Below are 17380 nucleotides of genomic sequence, written 5' to 3'. Positions count from 1 at the left end.
CTCGCACGAGCGCTCACGGGGACACTCAGGCGGCGACGACGTCCACCGCCTCCGCTGGGGCCTTGATGGTCACCCGCTCGGTCGGCACACCCGCCACCGACGTCACGGACACAGAATTGAGCATCGGGCGTACTGGTGCCGGCACCGGCTCACTCGCCGCTGCCGATTCGGCCAGCTCAGCCAGCGAGAGCTCGTCGCTCACCTCTCGCATGAGCTCGGACATCCGTACGTCAAGCGCGTCGCAGATCGCGGAGAGCAGTTCGGAGGAAGCCTCCTTCTGCCCCCGCTCCACCTCGGAGAGATAGCCGAGCGAAACTCGGGCGGACGAGGAGACTTCGCGCAGAGTACGGCCCTGGCGCTGGCGCTGCCGACGCAGCACGTCACCCAACAGGCGACGGAGCAGAATCATCGGTGGCTCCCTCCTCGGACCGTGTAGCCGCATCCTTCACGCCCCACCGTACCGCCTCGCGCTGCGGCCGTGCGGGGAGCGATGACGTGTTCACTCAGGGCTGCAAACATCAGTTCCCCCCGTTCTGTTCCGTATCCTGTGCCCGCGCATTCTCCGAGAGTTCGCCCACGAGCAGCTCCAGCACGCTCCGTACACTCTCTCTACGAATTTCCGCACGGTCGCCGTTCAATCGCAGCGCGGCGACTTTCCCCGCGCCAAGGGTTCCGCCGGCCGGCCCGCAGACGGCCACGTACACCGTCCCCACAGGCTGTCCGTCCTGCGGTTCGGGCCCCGCGACTCCGGTCGTCGCAATGCCCCATCCGGCCGCCAGCCGGTCCCGGACACCCACCGCCATCTGCAGCGCGACGTCCGGGTCCACCGCCCCGCGCCGCTGAAGGAGGGCGGCGTCGACGCCGAGCAGGTGATGCTTCAGCGCGGTCGCGTACGCCGTGACCGACCCCCGGAAGGACGTGGAGGCACCGGGCACGGACGTCAGTTCCGCCGCCACCAGACCACCGGTGAGCGACTCGGCGACAGCGACCGTCTGGTTACTCTCCGCCAGAAGAGCCAGAGCACGCGCTGCCGTCGTCATCGTCCCGGCTCCGTCCCGGAGCGCGGCCGCGCCCGTTCCGCCCGCTCGCCGGCGAGTCCCCGGCGTCGCAGGATCACCGCCTGTCGCACATAGTCGAGCCCGGTCACGACCGTCAGCACGACGGCCACCGCCATCACCCAGAAGCGTAGTGTCGCCAGCGGCCCGGTCAGCGCCAGGACGTACATCCCGACCGCCGTTCCCTGCGCCAGCGTCTTCATCTTGCCGCCGCGACTGGCCGGAATGACTCCGTGCCGGATCACCCAGAAACGCAGCACCGTGATGCCGAGCTCACGGAAGAGGATCACTCCGGTCACCCACCAGGGCAGGTCCCCCAGCGCCGAGAGACAGATCAGCCCGGCCGCCATGATCGCCTTGTCGGCGATCGGGTCCGCGATCTTCCCGAAGTCCGTGACCAGGTTGTACGCGCGGGCGAGGTGCCCGTCGAAAATGTCGGTGATCATGGCGACGGCGAACGCCGCCCACGCCCAGGCGCGCCACGCCGGGTCATAGCCGCCGTCCTGGAGCAGAAGCACCACGAACGCCGGCACCAGCACCAGCCGCAGCATGGTGAGGATGTTGGCGATGTTCCACAGGCTGGCCTGATTGACCGCCGCGGCGCCCAGCTTGCCGCCGGGCGCCGGCCTACCCGTACCGCCCGCAGCGGATGCCGGGGCTCCGGTCATCTGCCCGCCTCCTCAAGGCGCTCCACCACCAGGTCGACGCCCTCCGTACCGACGACCTTGGCCGTGACCATGCGGCCGGGCGCCAGGCCCTCGGCCGTCGTGAAGACCACCTGGCCGTCGGTCTCGGGCGCCTGGTGCGCGGCGCGCCCGACGGCGCCGTCCCCGTCCGGCGTCTCGTCCACCGTCTCGACCAGTACCTCCAGGGTCTCGCCGAGCCGTTCCTCCGCGCGCTGGGCGGTCAGCTCCTCAGCGAGCCGCGACAGGTGGGCGAGCCGCTCGTCGACGACTTCCTGGTCGAGCTTGTTCTCGTACGTGGCGGCCTCGGTGCCGTCCTCGTCCGAGTACCCGAACACACCGATGGCATCGAGCCGGGCGTGCGTGATGAAGCGTTCCAGCTCCGCGAAGTCCTCGTCGCTCTCGCCGGGGAACCCGACGATGAAGTTCGACCGCACACCGGCCTGCGGAGCCTTGCCCCGGATGGTGTCCAGCAGCTCCAGGAACCGATCGGTGTCCCCGAAGCGCCGCATCGCGCGCAGCACGTCCGGAGCGGAGTGCTGGAAGGACAGGTCGAAGTAGGGGGCGACCTTCTCGGTCGACGTCAGCGCGTCGATGAGGCCGGGCCGCATCTCGGCGGGCTGGAGGTAGCTCACCCGGACGCGCTCGATCCCGTCGACCGCCGCGAGCTCGGGGAGCAGGGTCTCCAGGAGGCGGATGTCACCGAGGTCCTTGCCGTACGAGGTGTTGTTCTCCGAGACCAGCATGATCTCCTTCACCCCCTGCTCGGCCAGCCAGCGCGTCTCGCCTAGGACGTCGCTGGGGCGCCGGGACACGAAGGACCCCCGGAAGGAGGGGATGGCGCAGAACGAGCAGCGGCGGTCGCAGCCGGAGGCGAGCTTCACCGAGGCGACCGGGCTGGTGTCGAGCCTGCGGCGCAGTGGCGCGCGCGGTCCGGACGCCGGGGCGACGCCCTCGGGCAGGTCCGCCGGGGCGGGCGCGGGCTCCTGCGCGTGGCCCGGCAGGGCGACCTCGGCGGCGGCCTGCTGCCGCTGCACCGGGCTGAGAGGCAACAGCTTGCGCCGGTCGCGCGGTGTGTGGGCCTCCACACTGCCGCCGCTCAGGATGGTCTGGAGGCGGGTGGAGATGTCGGCGTAGTCGTCGAAGCCCAGCACGCCGTCGGCCTCGGGCAGCGCCTCGGCGAGCTCCTTGCCGTACCGCTCGGCCATACAGCCGACGGCGACGACGGCCTGGGTGCGGCCGTGGTCCTTGAGATCATTGGCTTCGAGCAGGGCGTCGACGGAGTCCTTCTTGGCGGCCTCGACGAAGCCGCAGGTGTTGACGACCGCGACGTCCGCTTCGGCGGCTTCCTCGACGAGCTGCCAGCCGTCCGCTGCCAAGCGGCCTGCGAGCTCCTCCGAGTCCACCTCGTTACGGGCGCAGCCAAGAGTGACAAGGGCGACGGTACGGCGTTCGGGCATGGACTCAAGACTACTTCGTCCCAGCGACACCCCCGTCGCTCAGGGGTCACGCCGGGATACCCACACCCGCCCCGCCGCACGAGCGCCGGGTCACCCTCCGCCGCACCGCCCGTGAAACCACCCGACCCGGTGGTCCGCCGCCGGGGCCGTATCTTCCCCGCCCCGTCCGCGCCCGCCTACCTGCCTGCCACCGGCCCCGCCCCGGCCCCGGCCGTCCCGGACAAAGACGCTCCCCCGGGGCGGAGACCCGCCCCGGGGGAGAACCACGTCACTGGCCGCACCCGCCCCCGGGCCCGGCCCCGGGCCGGACTCGGCTCCGGGAGGGCCGGGGCGCCGGGGCGCCGGGGCGCCGTCATCCGACCTCGGGGTCGCCCTTCGTGTACGAGAGGCGCTCGACCTGGCCGGCCTCGAACTTGTCCTCGACCTTCTTGCCGTTCACGAAGATCTCGATCACCCCGGCGTTGCCCAGGATGAGGTCCAGCTGCTCGTCGTCCTGGAAGGTCTTGGAGTCGCCCTTGAGGAGCAGCCCGTCGAAGAGGAGCTTGCCGTCGCGCGCCTTGGCCGAGATCCAGCTCTTGTCGTCGGTGGCGGTGAGCTTGACCGTCACCTTGTCCTTGGGCGCGGCCGCGATGGCGCTCTCGGACGGCGCGGGCGGCGGGGCGACCACCTTCGGCGGCTTCGGCTTGCCGGTGGCCTTCTGCGCCGGAGCCGGGCCCTCGGCGACGTGGTTGACCCGGGAGCCGCCGCCCTCCCCGTTGAACAGGGTGAAGCCGACGAAGCCGATCACCGCGACGATCGCGGCGACCATGGCGGCGGTCCAGTTGGGCCGCCGCCGCTCCGGGCGGATGCGTTCGGCTTCGAACAGCGGCGCGGCGGGCGTCGGCGACGGACGGCCACCGTGCTCGGCGTCGTACTGCCCGACCAGGGCCGCCGGGTCGAGACCGACCGCGCGTGCGAGCGTTCGGACGTGGCCACGGGCGTACACGTCGCCGCCGCACCGCGAGAAGTCGCCCTCCTCGATCGCGTGCACGATCGGGATGCGGACGCGCGTGGACGTACTGACCTCCTCGACCGTGAGACCCGCGTCGATACGTGCCTGCTGCAGCGCACGGCCGATCGAGGGCCGGTCGTCCTCGGGAGCGTCGGGGACATCCGCGACATCCTCGGCACCCGTGACACGCGTGTCGTCCGGGATGTCGGGAGTGGAAGGACGGTCGTCTTCGGGAGAGTTGCGGATGGACACGAGGGCGCCTTTCGAGCGTGTAACCACCTGCTGGAGGTTCAGTCTATGGGTGGTACGAAAGGGTGTAGCAACCGGGCGGACGCACTTTGTACGCCATCGGAATGGCCGGGCGCCCGAGGGGCGGGTCAACTGCTCCCGCCCCCGGTCCAACGTGACGTACGGCAGAGGGAAACGGTTGCTCACGGTTCCCTCACGAGTGAGAGTCCTAGGACTCCGCCTCCCCACGGATGACGGCGAGTACTCCGTCCAGCTCATCGGGTTTGACAAGGACGTCCCGCGCCTTGGACCCCTCGCTCGGTCCGACGATGTTGCGCGACTCCATCAGGTCCATCAGCCGGCCCGCCTTGGCGAAGCCGACGCGCAGTTTGCGCTGGAGCATGGACGTGGAGCCGAACTGGGTGGACACGACCAGTTCGGCGGCCTGGCACAGCAGGTCGAGGTCGTCGCCGATGTCCTCGTCGATCTCCTTCTTCTGCTTGGTGCCGACCGTGACGTCGTCCCGGAAGACCGGCGCCATCTGGTCCTTGCAGTGCCGTACGACCGCCTGGACCTCTTCCTCGGTCACGAAGGCACCCTGCATACGGATCGGCTTGTTGGCCCCCATCGGCAGGAACAGGCCGTCGCCCTTGCCGATCAGCTTCTCGGCGCCCGGCTGGTCCAGGATGACCCGGGAGTCGGCGAGCGACGAGGTGGCGAAGGCGAGCCTGGACGGCACGTTCGCCTTGATCAGACCGGTGACGACGTCCACCGACGGGCGCTGCGTGGCGAGGACCAGATGGATGCCGGCGGCCCGCGCCAGCTGGGTGATGCGGACGATCGCGTCCTCGACGTCCCTGGGGGCGACCATCATGAGGTCGGCCAGCTCGTCGACGATGACGAGCAGGTACGGGTAGGGCTGGAGCTCGCGCTCACTGCCCTCCGGCGGCTTGACCTTGCCGGCACGCACGGCGGCGTTGAAGTCGTCGATGTGCCGGTAGCCGTACGCCGCGAGGTCGTCGTAGCGCAGGTCCATCTCCCGCACGACCCACTGGAGGGCCTCGGCGGCCCGCTTGGGGTTGGTGATGATCGGCGTGATCAGGTGCGGAATGCCCTCGTACGCGGTCAGCTCGACCCGCTTGGGGTCGACGAGCACCATCCGGACGTCCTCGGGGGTCGCCCTTATCATCACCGAGGTGATGAGGCAGTTGATGCACGACGACTTGCCGGATCCGGTGGCACCGGCCACCAGGATGTGCGGCATCTTCGCGAGGTTGGCCATCACATAGCCGCCCTCGACGTCCTTGCCGAGCGCGACCAGCATCGGGTGGTCGTCCTCGGCGGCGTCCGCGAGGCGCAGTACGTCACCGAGGTTGACCATCTCGCGGTCGGTGTTGGGGATCTCGATGCCGACGGCGGACTTGCCGGGGATCGGCGAGATGATCCGTACGTCGGGGCTGGCGACGGCGTACGCGATGTTCTTCGTCAGCGCCGTGATCCGCTCGACCTTCACGGCCGGGCCGAGTTCCACCTCGTAGCGGGTGACCGTCGGGCCGCGGGTGAAGCCGGTGACGGCGGCGTCGACCTTGAACTCCGAGAAGACGGTCGTCAGCGACGCGACGACCGCGTCGTTGGCGGCGCTGCGCGTCTTGCCGGGGCCGCCGCGCTCCAGCAGGTTGAGGGACGGAAGGGCGTACGTGATGTCCCCGGCGAGCCGGAGCTGCTCGGCGCGCGGCGGCAGGTCCTGCGGCTCGTCACGGAGAGGGGCCGGCTTGGTGAGGTCCGGTACGGCACCACCGGGCGTCCTGGCCTCCCGGGCGGGCGGTACGGAGCCGGCGTCACCGGCGGCCCGTGCACCGCGCGCACCCCCCGCGTCCCGCGCCTCGAGCGCGTCCGGTCCCCGGTCGCCGGTCACGTCCCGCGTCAGGTCGGCGACCACCGGCGAGGGAGGCATGCCGTTCAGCACGGCCCCGTCCAGCGCCGCGGCCGCGGCCGCCGCGACGTCCACGGCGTCCATGGGCCGGTCGAAGTCCGGTTCCGCGGGCGCGGCGGCCGCCTTCCGGGGCCGCCTGCGCCGGGTGAGCGCCTCCTCCTCGGCCTCGCCGGGGGCGTACGCCCCGGGCCGCGCGCCGCGCCGCCGGGGCCCGGCGGGCAGCGCCTCGCGCCACTGCTCGTCGTACCGCTCGTCGTCCGGGCCGACCTCGCCGGGCGCGGGCTCGATGACACCCAGCCGTACGCCGAGCGCCCGCAGCCGCTGCGGAATGGCGTTGACGGGTGTCGCCGTGACGACGAGCAGCCCGAAGACGGTGAGCAGCACCAGCATCGGTACGGCGAGGACCTCGCCCATCATGAAGATCAGCGGCTTGGAGGCACCCCAGCCGATCAGTCCGCCCGCGTCGCGCACCGCCTCGCTGCCCAGGTCCCGTCCGGGCGAGCCGCAGGCGATGTGGACCTGGCCGAGTACGCCGATGACGAGCGCGGACAGCCCGATCACGATCCGCCCGTTGGCCTCCGGCTGCTCGGGGTGGAGGATCAATCGGACGGCGATGGCGCCGACGAGGAGCGGGACGAGCAGGTCGAGCCGGCCGAAGGCGCCGGTCACCAGCATCTCGACCAGGTCGCCGACCGGGCCCTGGAGGTTGGCCCAGGTGCCCGCGGCGACGATCAGGGCGACGCCGAGCAGTAGCAGGGCCAGGCCGTCCTTGCGGTGCGCGGGGTCGAGCCCCTTGGCGCCGCGCCCTATCCCGCGGAACAGGGCGCCGACCGCGTGGGCGAGGCCCAGCCAGAGGGCACGCACCAGCCGGTACACGCCGGCCGTGGGCGACGGTGCCGCTCGCGGCGCGGCCTTCTTCGCCGCCACCCTCCTGGCGGGTGCCTTCTTGGCGCCCCTGGCGGCGGGGCTGGCCGCCTTCGCGGGCGCGGTCTTCTTCACGGGGGGCTTCGCCGGCGCCGCCTTCTTCGCCGCGCCGGTCGTACGGCCGGCGCGCGGACGCGCGGTGCCCGCCGTGCCCTGGGAACCCTTGCCGGACGTACGTGAGGCCATGGTGGTGAGGTTACCGGTGTGTGGCGCGGTGGACACGTGTGCCCACCGCTTCACCCGTTCGTGTCGGCCGGCGGGGCACGTGGAGCTGACACGCACTCAACAGGAGGGCGGGGCCGGGGCCCTCCCTCCTCCGGTGGGGCGAACAGCCCACCCTTCGCCGGCGAACGGTCAGTTCTGCGGGGGCATCGGCGGACCGCCGCTCCCGGTTCCGGGTTCGAGCGCGTCCAGCGCCCTGCGGAGTCCGGTGAGTTTGCGTTCCAGGTGCGCGGCGGTGGCGACGGCCGCGGCGTCCGCCGAGTCGTCGTCGAGCTGCTTGGACAGCGCCTCCGCCTGCTCCTCGACCGCCGCGAGCCGTGCGGACAGTTCCGCCAGGAGACCGGGGGACTCCTTGACGGTTCCGCCCTGGCCGCCGCCCTCGAGCTGGAGCCGGAGCAGCGCGGCCTGCTCGCGCAGCTGACAGTTCTTCATGTAGAGCTCGACGAAGACCGACACCTTGGCGCGCAGCACCCAGGGGTCGAAGGGCTTGGAGATGTAGTCGACGGCCCCCGCCGCGTATCCCCGGAAGGTGTGGTGCGGGCCGTGGTTGATCGCCGTCAGGAAGATGATCGGGATGTCCCGTGTCCGTTCCCGACGCTTGATGTGCGCGGCGGTCTCGAAACCGTCCATTCCTGGCATCTGGACGTCCAGCAGAATGACCGCGAAGTCGTCCGTCAGCAGCGCTTTGAGCGCTTCCTCCCCTGACGATGCCCGCACCAGCGTCTGATCGAGCGCAGAGAGGATGGCCTCCAGCGCCAGCAGATTCTCCGGTCGGTCATCGACCAGGAGGATCTTGGCCTTCTGCACCATGGCCCGTCCTCCTCGCCCCGGCAGTTGGCCGGGCGCCGCCCCAGGGGACGACTCCCGTGCGCCGTCCGTCCTTGTGCCGGTCATCGTAGCCGCACCCCGCCTGTCACCACACCCTGTCACCGCGATGTCACTGTGCACGTAGCAAAAACGCGGTGGGAGACCAGAAAGTTCCCCGAATACGGGGCCCTCACACGCTTTCAACCACAGTCAGTCAGCAACTCGCCAGGTTTTCCCCCGCTTCCGCTCACTCTCCGCTCATCCACTGCTCCATCACGGCGAGCAGATGATCCGGATCCACCGGCTTCGTAACGTAATCGGAAGCGCCCGACTCGATCGCCTTCTCGCGGTCGCCCTTCATGGCCTTCGCGGTGAGCGCGATGATCGGCAGGCCGGCGAACTGCGGCATCCGACGGATCGCGGTGGTCGTCGCATAGCCGTCCATCTCGGGCATCATGATGTCCATCAGTACGACCGTCACATCGTCGTGCTGCTCCAGGACTTCGATGCCCTCCCGCCCGTTCTCCGCGTACAGCACGGACAGCCCGTGCTGCTCCAGCACGCTGGTGAGGGCGAAGACATTGCGGATGTCGTCGTCGACGATGAGCACCTTCTCACCGTGGAACTCGAAGGTACGCCTCGCCTCGTGCTGCTCCTGACCGGCCACCGGCCACGCCTCCGCGGCCCCGGCCGCTCCGGAGGCCGCTGACGCCCCGGCAGCCCCCTGCGCCCCGGCGGATCCCGACGCCGCACCGGAGGGCTGGCCCGGCTGACCGGGCTGGCCCGACAGCGCGGGCCGCTGCTCCGCGGCACCCAGCGCCGCCCTGCGCCGGTGCCGGAACAGGGCCCCCGCGCCGGAACGACGGTCGGAACGCTCGGGACCCGGGCCGACGGCGGGCAGCCCGTGGACGTCCAGAGCCCCGTCGTCGGCACCGTGGTGGAAATCCGCCCCATGGCCGTGCCCGTAACCCTGTGGGGGCAGCTCGCTCGCGTGCAGCGGCAGGTACAGCGTGAAGGTGGACCCGCGCCCCGGCTCGCTCGCCGCGTGGATCTCGCCGCCCAGCAGCCGGGCGATCTCCCGGCTGATCGACAGCCCCAGCCCCGTACCCCCGTACTTGCGACTGGTCGTACCGTCCGCCTGCTTGAACGCCTCGAAGATCACCCGCATCTTGCTGGCCGCGATGCCGATCCCGGTGTCCGTCACCGAGAAGGCGATCAGGTCACCCTCCGGGTCACGCAGCGAACCGGCCTCCAGCAGCTGCTCCCGGATCGACTGCGGCACATCCGCCTTGGCCGGGCGGATCACCAGCTCGACCGCCCCGCTGTCGGTGAACTTCACCGCGTTCGACAGCAGGTTCCGCAGCACCTGGAGCAGCCGCTGCTCGTCGGTGTGGAGTGTCGCGGGCAGCTCCGGCGAGACCCGCACCGAGAAGTCGAGCCCCTTCTCCGCGGTCAGCGGCCGGAAGGTGGCCTCCACGTAGTCGACGAGCTGCACCAGCGCGATCCGGGTCGGGCTGACGTCCATCTTGCCCGCCTCGACCTTGGACAGGTCCAGGATGTCGTTGATCAGCTGGAGCAGGTCCGAGCCCGCGCCGTGGATGGTCTCGGCGAACTCGACCTGCTTCGGGGACAGGTTCCCGTCGGCGTTGTCCGCCAGCAGCTTCGCCAGGATGAGCAGCGAGTTCAGCGGCGTACGCAGCTCGTGCGACATGTTCGCCAGGAACTCCGACTTGTAGCGCATGGAGACCGCGAGTTGTTCGGCCCGCTCCTCCAGCACCTGCCGCGCCTCCTCGATCTCGGTGTTCTTCACCTCGATGTCGCGGTTCTGCTGCGCCAGCAGCTCGGCCTTCTCCTCCAGTTCGGCGTTGGAGTCCTGAAGTGCCTTCTGGCGGCTCTCCAGTTCGGCCGAGCGCTCCCGGAGCTGCTCGGTCAGCTCCTGCGACTGCTTCAGCAGCACCTCGGTCTTGGTGTTGACGCTGATGGTGTTGACGCTCGTGGCGATCATCTCGGCGATCTGGTTGAGGAAGTCGCGCTGGATCTGGGTGAAGGGCTGGAACGACGCCAGCTCGATCACCCCGAGGACCTTCCCCTCGAACAGCACCGGCAGCACGATCACATGCGCCGGGGCCGCCTCACCGAGCCCGGAGGAGATCCTCAGGTAACCCGGCGGCACATTGACCTGGATGGTCCGCTTCTCCTCGGCCGCCGTCCCGATCAGCGTCTCGCCGGGCCGGAACGAGGTGGGCATCGCCCCGGACGAGTAGCCGTAGCTGCCACGCATGACCAGCTCGTACGAGCCGTCCTCGTCCGCCCCGATCTCATTGCCCCCACCGGTCGGCATCGCGAGGAAGAACGCGCCGTGCTGCGCCGAGACGACCGGGGTGAGCTCGCTCATGATCAGCGAGGCCACGTCGTCGAGGTCGCGCCGGCCCTGCATGAGGCCGGAGATCCGGGCGAGGTTGCCCTTGAGCCAGTCCTGCTCCTCGTTGGCCAGGGTGGTGTCGCGCAGGTTGGCGATCATCGTGTTGATGTTGTCCTGGAGTACCTGGATCTCACCCGCCGCGTCCACGTCGATCTTGAGGTTCAGGTCGCCGCGGGTCACCGCCGTGGCCACGGCCGCGATGGCGCGCACCTGCCGCGTCAGGTTCCCGGCCATCTCGTTCACCGACTCCGTCAGGTCCCGCCAGGTGCCGTCCACGTCCCGCACGCGCGCCTGGCCGCCGAGGATGCCCTCCGTCCCCACCTCACGCGCGACCCGGGTGACCTCCTCGGCGAACGACGACAGCTGGTCCACCATCGTGTTGATGGTGTTCTTCAGCTCCTGGATCTCACCGCGCGCGTCGATGTCGATCTTCTTGGTGAGGTCGCCCTTGGCGATGGCGGTGGTGACCGTGGCGATCTGGCGCACCTGACCGGTCAGGTTGGACGCCATCGAGTTCACCGACTCGGTCAGGTCCTTCCACGTACCGGAGACACCCGGCACCCTGGCCTGACCGCCCAGCTCACCCTCCGTGCCCACCTCACGCGCCACGCGCGTCACCTCGTCGGCGAACGAGGACAGGGTCGTCACCATGGTGTTGACCGTGTCGGCGAGCTCGGCCACCTCGCCCCTCGCCTCGACCGTCACCTTCTTGGTCAGGTCACCGTTGGCGACGGCCGACGACACCCGCGAGATGTTCCGCACCTGGGAGGTCAGGTTGTTGGCCATCACATTGACGTTGTCGCTCAGGTCCTTCCAGATGCCGGTGACACCCCGCACCCTGGCCTGGCCGCCGAGGATGCCCTCCGTACCCACCTCACGGGCGACGCGGGTCACCTCGTCGGCGAAGTTCGACAGCTGGTCCACCATCGTGTTGACGGTGGTCACCAGGTCGAGGATCTCCCCGCGCGCATCGACGGTGATCTTCTTCGACAGGTCACCCTTGGCGACCGCCGTGGTCACCTCGGCGATGTTCCGCACCTGGGAGGTGAGGTTGTTCGCCATCGAGTTGACGGACTGGGTGAGGTCCTTCCAGGTGCCGGAGACGCCCTGCACCTCCGCCTGGCCGCCCAGGATGCCCTCGGTGCCCACCTCGCGGGCCACCCGGGTCACCTGCTCGGCGAAGTTCGACAGCTGGTCCACCATCGTGTTGAGGGTGTTCTTCAGCTCCAGGATCTCCCCGCGCGCGTCCACGTCGATCTTCTGCGACAGGTCGCCCCGCGCCACCGCCGTGGCGACCTGCGCGATGTTCCGCACCTGGGCGGTGAGGTTCCCGGCCATGCCGTTCACCGAGTCCGTCAGGTCCCGCCACACACCGGCGACGCCCGGTACTTGTGCCTGCCCGCCGAGCCGCCCGTCCGTGCCCACCTCGCGGGCCACCCGGGTCACCTGCTCCGCGAACGCCGACAACTGGTCCACCATCGTGTTGATGGTGTTCTTCAGCTCCAGGATCTCCCCGCGCGCGTCCACGTCGATCTTCTGCGACAGGTCGCCCCGCGCCACCGCCGTCGTCACCTGCGCGATCTGACGCACCTGCGACGTGAGGTTGCCGGCCATGAAGTTGACGGAGTCCGTCAGCTCCTTCCACGTACCGGAGACACCCGGCACCCGCGCCTGCCCGCCGAGCCGGCCCTCCGTGCCCACGTCCCGCGCCATCCGCGTCACCTGGTCCGCGAACGACGACAGCTGCGCCACCATCGTGTTGACGGTGTTCTTCAGCTCCAGCATCTCGCCCGCGACGTCGACGGTGACCTTCTGCGACAGGTCGCCGTTCGCCACCGCCGTCGTCACCTGCGCGATGTCCCGCACCTGACCGGTGAGGTTACGGAACGCCGTGTTCACCGAGTCGGTCAGGTCCTTCCAGGTCCCCGCCGCACCGGGCACCCCCGCCTGGCCGCCCAGCCGGCCCTCGACGCCCACCTCCCGCGCCACACGGGTCACTTCGGAGCCGAAGGCGGACAGCTGGTCCACCATCGTGTTGACGGTGTTCTTCAGCTCCAGCATTTCACCGGCCACATCGACGGTGACCTTCTGCGACAGGTCGCCGTTCGCCACCGCCGTCGTCACCTGCGCGATGTCCCGCACCTGCGTCGTCAGGTTCCGGAAGACCGTGTTGACCGAATCGGTGAGGTCCTTCCAGGTTCCGGCCGCGCCCGGCACCTGCGCCTGACCGCCCAGCAGCCCCTCGGCGCCGACCTCGCTCGCCACCCGTGTCACCTCGTCGGCGAACGTCCGCAGCGTCTCGGTCATCTGGTTGATCGTGTCGGCGAGCTGCGCCACCTCACCCCGCGCGCTCACCGTCACCTTCTGCGACAGGTCGCCGTTCGCGACGGCCGTCGTCACCTCGGCGATACCCCGCACCTGAGACGTCAGGTTCCCCGCCATGGTGTTGACGGAGTCGGTCAGGTCCTTCCACACCCCGGCGACGCCCGGCACCTCCGCCTGGCCGCCCAGCTCGCCCTCCGTACCCACCTCACGCGCCACCCGCGTGACCTCGGAGGAGAACGACGACAGCTGGTCCACCATCGTGTTGACGGTGTTCTTCAGCTGCAGCATCTCGCCGGCCACATGAACGGTGACCTTGCGTGACAGGTCACCCTTGGCGACCGCCGTCGTGACGAGAGCGATGTCACGTACCTGAGCGGTCAGCCGGTACGCCATGGTGTTGACCGAGTCCGTCAGGTCCTTCCACGACCCCGACATGCCCCGGACCTGCGCCTGGCCGCCCAGCTTGCCCTCGGTACCGACCTCCAGCGCCACGCGCGTCACCTCGTCGGTGAACGCCGACAGCTGGTCGACCAGGTTGTTCACCGTACGGGCGACCTTCAGGAACTCGCCCCGCAGTGGGCGCGCCGCCCCGTCCGCACCCTCCGACCGCAACTCCATCCGCTGGTCCAGGTCGCCCTCCGCGACCGCGGACAGCACCCGCCCGACCTCGGAGACCGGCCGGGTCATGTCGTCCACCAGCGCGTTGGCGGCCTCGATGGCCTGCGCCCACGCGCCCTCGCTGGCCCCGACCTCCAGCCGCTCGGACAGCTTGCCCTCGCGCCCGACCATCCGCCGGACCCGCGACAGCTCACCGGTCAGGTGCAGCTGGCGGTCCGCGACCTCGTTGAAGACGGCCGAGATCTCCGCCATCACACCGTCGCCGGTGACGGTCAGCCGCTTGCGGAAATTACCGTCCCGCATCGACACCAGAGCCGCCAGCAACCGGTCCAGTGCGGCGGCGTCCACCTCGACGGTCCCACCACTCCGGGGCCGTCCGCCCTTCGCGCGCGTGCTACCGCCCCGCGCCGTCACGCCAGACTCCACCGTGTCCCTCCCGAAGGGGTTGACCGTACTGCTCGGGCATTTCCGCTCCCTCTGCCGCTGGAAGCCTTCCCAGTGTTTCACCACGACAGAACCAGGCCATAACAGTTCGGCAGCTTCGCATAACGTCCCCGTCCTCGGGGGACGGAAACAGCGGTGACCACCATCCGCCCGGACAGCGAAGGTAAGTAACCTGGCATCCGGCTGTCCAACCGCCCCGGTCCGCCCGGCAGGGGCGGCGCGACGCTGCACGGGCACCGGGCACGGGGAGGGGCAGGGCCGATCATGGCAGAGCCGGGCGTCGAGATGTGTACGAGGAGTTCTGTGATCACCGCTCGGGCGGCCGCCACCTTCGAACCCGTGGGACGGTCCGTGGCGACCGCCCGGGCCTTCGTCCGGGACACCCTCCAGGGCTGGGGGTACACCGACGTCGTCGACGACGCGGTCGTCCTGACCAGCGAACTCGTCACCAACGCCGTCATCCACGCCGGCACCGCCGCCGACGTCCTGTGCCTGCGCACCGAGAACGGCGTACGCGTCGAGGTCGCCGACCGCTACCCCGAGCGCGAGGTGCCGCTCCAGGGCACCAGCCGCTCCCTGACCAACCCCGACAGCGAGAACGGCCGCGGGCTGCTCCTGTGCGCCGCCCTCGCCTCCCGCTGGGGTGTGGAGTACTCCCCCACCCGCAAGCAGGTCTGGTTCCAGCTCGACCTCCCCGAACGCCCCGTCGGCACCCGCTCCGCCGGCCCCGTCGTCGCCACCGAGCTCCTCCCGGTCGCGGAGGACCGGGTCCGGGTCGCCGTCACCCAGATCGACCGCAACGGCACGATCACCGCCTGGAACGAGGACGCCGAGCACCTCTTCGGGTACGCCGCCGAGCAGGTCGTCGGCAAGCCCCTCGGCGACCTGGCCGCCTGGCCCCACACCCCGGGCATCGGCACCGGCATCGCCGAGGCCCTCCGTCTCTCCCGCTGGGAGGGCAGCTACGGCATCCGCGGCGCCGACGGCCGCGTCATCCCGGTCTACGCCTCCCACCTGCGCGTACGGGACACCCACGGCGAACCGTCCACCGTCTGTCTCCTGGTACGGGACTACGAACGCGCCATCCTCCAGTCCCCGCCCCGCACCCCCGTCGACTCCAGCAACGAGAGCCGCAGCACCGACCCGTTCGAGGTGTTCATCGGCTCCCCCGCCCCCGACGACCTGGACGGACTCCTCCAGCGCACCGTCGAGCGCGCCCGCGACATGCTGGACGGCGACGCCGCGTTCCTCCTCCTCGCCACCGACGACGAGACGGAGCTGGAGGTGCGCGCCACCACCGGTCTGCCCTCAGCCCGCCAGCGCTTCGCCCGCGTCCCCGTCGAGGCCGCCGGCACCGGGCGCTACTCCTCCGCCCGCATGCCCGCCGTCCACGAGGACCTGTCGGCCGTCCCCGGCTCCGTCCCTCTCCTCAACGGCACCGGCATGCGCTCGGTCGTCACCGTCCCCCTCAAGGTCGAGGGCCGTCTCACCGGCTCCCTGGGCGTCGCCGCCGAAGCCGCGGCCCGGTACTCGAACGAGGAGGCCCTCCGCCTCCAGTTCGCCGCCGACCGTATCGCCCTCGCGGTCGAATCCGCCCGCCTCGGCGAGCTGGAGCGCCTCCGCCGCGGTTCCCTCAGCTTCCTCGTCGAGGCCTCCGACCTGCTCGCCGGCACCCTCGACCGCGACCAGACACTGGCGCTGATGGCGCAGATGACCGTGCCCACGCTCGCGACCTGGTGCGCCGTCTACACGATCGCCGACCCTACCTCGGAGCCCTACCTCTCCTACGTCCTGCACGAGGACGAGGAGCGCATCGACGGCCTCAAGGCCCTCCTCTCCAGGATCCCCCCGCCCGAGCCGGTCCCCTCCCCGGGCGCCCGCGTCTGGACGGCCCCCGCCGACGCCGCCCACGAGGCGGCTCTGCGCACCTCCATGCGCGAGCTGGGCCTCGGCTCCACCACACTCTCCTCCGGCATCGGTACGACGCTGGCCACGGCCGGCGCGGTCGGCGGCGAGACCGTCGTCCTGCCGCTGGTCGCCCGTAACCGCGTCATCGGCATGCTGACCCTCGGCAAGCCCTCCGACGACCACTTCCGTCAGGAGATCCTGGAGCTCGCGGAGGACCTCTCCCGCCGGGCGGCCCTGGCCCTGGACAACGCCCGCCTCTACTCCGAGCGCATGGCCATCAGCCAGTCCCTCCAGCGCAGCCTGCTGCCCCCGGGCCTCCCGCAGATCCCCGGCGTCGAGGTGGACGTCATCTACCGCGCGGCCGGCGAGGGCAACGAGGTCGGCGGCGACTTCTACGACCTCTTCCCCATCCACGACAACGCGTACGGCTTCGCCATCGGCGACGTCTGCGGTACGGGCCCGGAGGCGGCGGCCGTCACCGGCCTCGCCCGCCACGCCCTGCGTCTGCTGGCCCGCGAGGGTCTCGGCGGCCCGGCGGTCCTGGAGCGCCTCAACGCCGCGATCCTCGACGAGGGGGCCCGCAGCCGCTTCCTCACGCTCCTGTACGGCGAGCTGTGGCCCCAGGAGGACGGCAGCGCCCTCCTCAAGGTGGTCTGTGCCGGCCATCCTCTCCCGCTCCGTCTCCGCCAGGACGGCACGGTCGAACCGGCCGCCGAGCCCCAGCCCCTCCTCGGCGTCATGGATGACCTGGAGCTGTACGAGGAGACCGTCACCCTCGACCCGGGCGATGTCCTCCTCTGCGTCACCGACGGCGTCACCGAGCGCCGCGAGGGCTCCCGCATGCTCGGCGACGACGGACTCATCGACGTTCTCACCACGTGTACGGGCCTGACGGCCGGCGCCGTCACCGCCCGCGTGATGCGCGCGGTCGAACGCTTCGCCCCCGAGCCCCCGTCCGACGACATGGCCATTCTCGCGATGCGCGTCCCGGAACCGCACACGGACTGACCGAACGGGAAAACGAAGAAGGCCCCCCGCCACTTGGGCGGGGGGCCTTCTTCCTTCTCTGAGCCCCCAAACGGAATCGAACCGTTGACCTTCTCCTTACCATGGAGACGCTCTGCCGACTGAGCTATAGGGGCCGACTTGCCGCTTCGGGGATTTCCCCTCGGCAACGAGATAAAGCATACCCCGGACGAGCGGGAATGCCTAACCGGCACCGAGAGGCCGACCGGCCCGCAAACGCCGCACGCGCGAAGGGGAACCGGTGCCCCTTTCCACTCGTACCACCGGAACGCAGAAAAGCCTCAGTCCCCGGACATAAATGTCCGGGGACTGAGGCTAATAATTGTTCGGCGGT

Annotated in this window: 9 protein-coding genes and 1 tRNA gene; 1 reads left to right on the top strand and 9 read right to left on the bottom strand. The window is 70.5% G+C overall.

Annotated features, from left to right (window positions below):
- Window positions 1-25: 25 nt before the first annotated feature.
- The 8 genes from ABD347_RS08925 to ABD347_RS08890 form a co-directional block, all read right to left on the bottom strand.
- Window positions 26-409, bottom strand: a complete 384-nt coding sequence (locus ABD347_RS08925) for a helix-turn-helix domain-containing protein (RefSeq protein WP_019889909.1) — start codon at window positions 407-409, stop codon at window positions 26-28.
- Between the two features lie 109 nt (window positions 410-518).
- A complete protein-coding gene (locus tag ABD347_RS08920; RefSeq protein ID WP_344358690.1) occupies window positions 519-1040 on the bottom strand; it encodes a CinA family protein in 522 nt (173 codons plus the stop codon).
- A complete protein-coding gene (gene pgsA / locus ABD347_RS08915) occupies window positions 1037-1723 on the bottom strand; it encodes a CDP-diacylglycerol--glycerol-3-phosphate 3-phosphatidyltransferase (RefSeq protein WP_344358687.1) in 687 nt (228 codons plus the stop codon). Before pgsA ends, ABD347_RS08920 begins: the two co-directional genes overlap by 4 nt.
- Window positions 1720-3198, bottom strand: coding sequence for a 30S ribosomal protein S12 methylthiotransferase RimO (rimO, locus tag ABD347_RS08910; protein WP_344358685.1), 1479 nt, complete (start codon window positions 3196-3198; stop codon window positions 1720-1722). The genes pgsA and rimO overlap by 4 nt, the downstream gene beginning before the upstream one ends.
- Window positions 3199-3550: 352 nt before the next feature.
- The gene (locus ABD347_RS08905; protein WP_344358929.1) at window positions 3551-4393 is read right to left on the bottom strand and encodes a helix-turn-helix domain-containing protein; all 843 of its coding nucleotides are present in this window, start codon (window positions 4391-4393) and stop codon (window positions 3551-3553) included.
- A 253-nt stretch (window positions 4394-4646) separates the two neighbouring features.
- Window positions 4647-7460 carry a DNA translocase FtsK gene (locus ABD347_RS08900; protein WP_344358682.1) on the bottom strand — a complete coding sequence of 938 codons (2814 nt, stop codon included), beginning with the start codon at window positions 7458-7460 and terminating at the stop codon, window positions 4647-4649.
- 168 nt (window positions 7461-7628) lie between these two features.
- Entirely contained in the window at window positions 7629-8306 is a 678-nt protein-coding gene (locus ABD347_RS08895) for a response regulator (RefSeq protein ID WP_344358680.1), read from the bottom strand.
- 244 nt (window positions 8307-8550) lie between these two features.
- On the bottom strand, window positions 8551-14094 hold the full coding sequence (locus tag ABD347_RS08890; RefSeq protein WP_344358677.1) for a hybrid sensor histidine kinase/response regulator: 5544 nt from the start codon (window positions 14092-14094) through the stop codon (window positions 8551-8553).
- 282 nt (window positions 14095-14376) lie between these two features.
- Between ABD347_RS08890 and ABD347_RS08885 the strand changes: the two genes are divergently transcribed.
- The gene (locus ABD347_RS08885) at window positions 14377-17028 is read left to right on the top strand and encodes a SpoIIE family protein phosphatase (protein WP_344358674.1); all 2652 of its coding nucleotides are present in this window, start codon (window positions 14377-14379) and stop codon (window positions 17026-17028) included.
- Window positions 17029-17089: 61 nt separating this feature from the next.
- Here the strand turns inward: ABD347_RS08885 and ABD347_RS08880 are convergent.
- Window positions 17090-17162: transfer RNA gene (locus ABD347_RS08880), tRNA-Thr, on the bottom strand.
- Window positions 17163-17380 lie beyond the last annotated feature (218 nt).

The sequence above is a fragment of the Streptomyces gobitricini genome, assembly GCF_039532985.1.
Lineage (GTDB): Bacteria > Actinomycetota > Actinomycetes > Streptomycetales > Streptomycetaceae > Streptomyces > Streptomyces gobitricini.
This window is presented reverse-complemented; position numbering and strand designations above follow the sequence as displayed.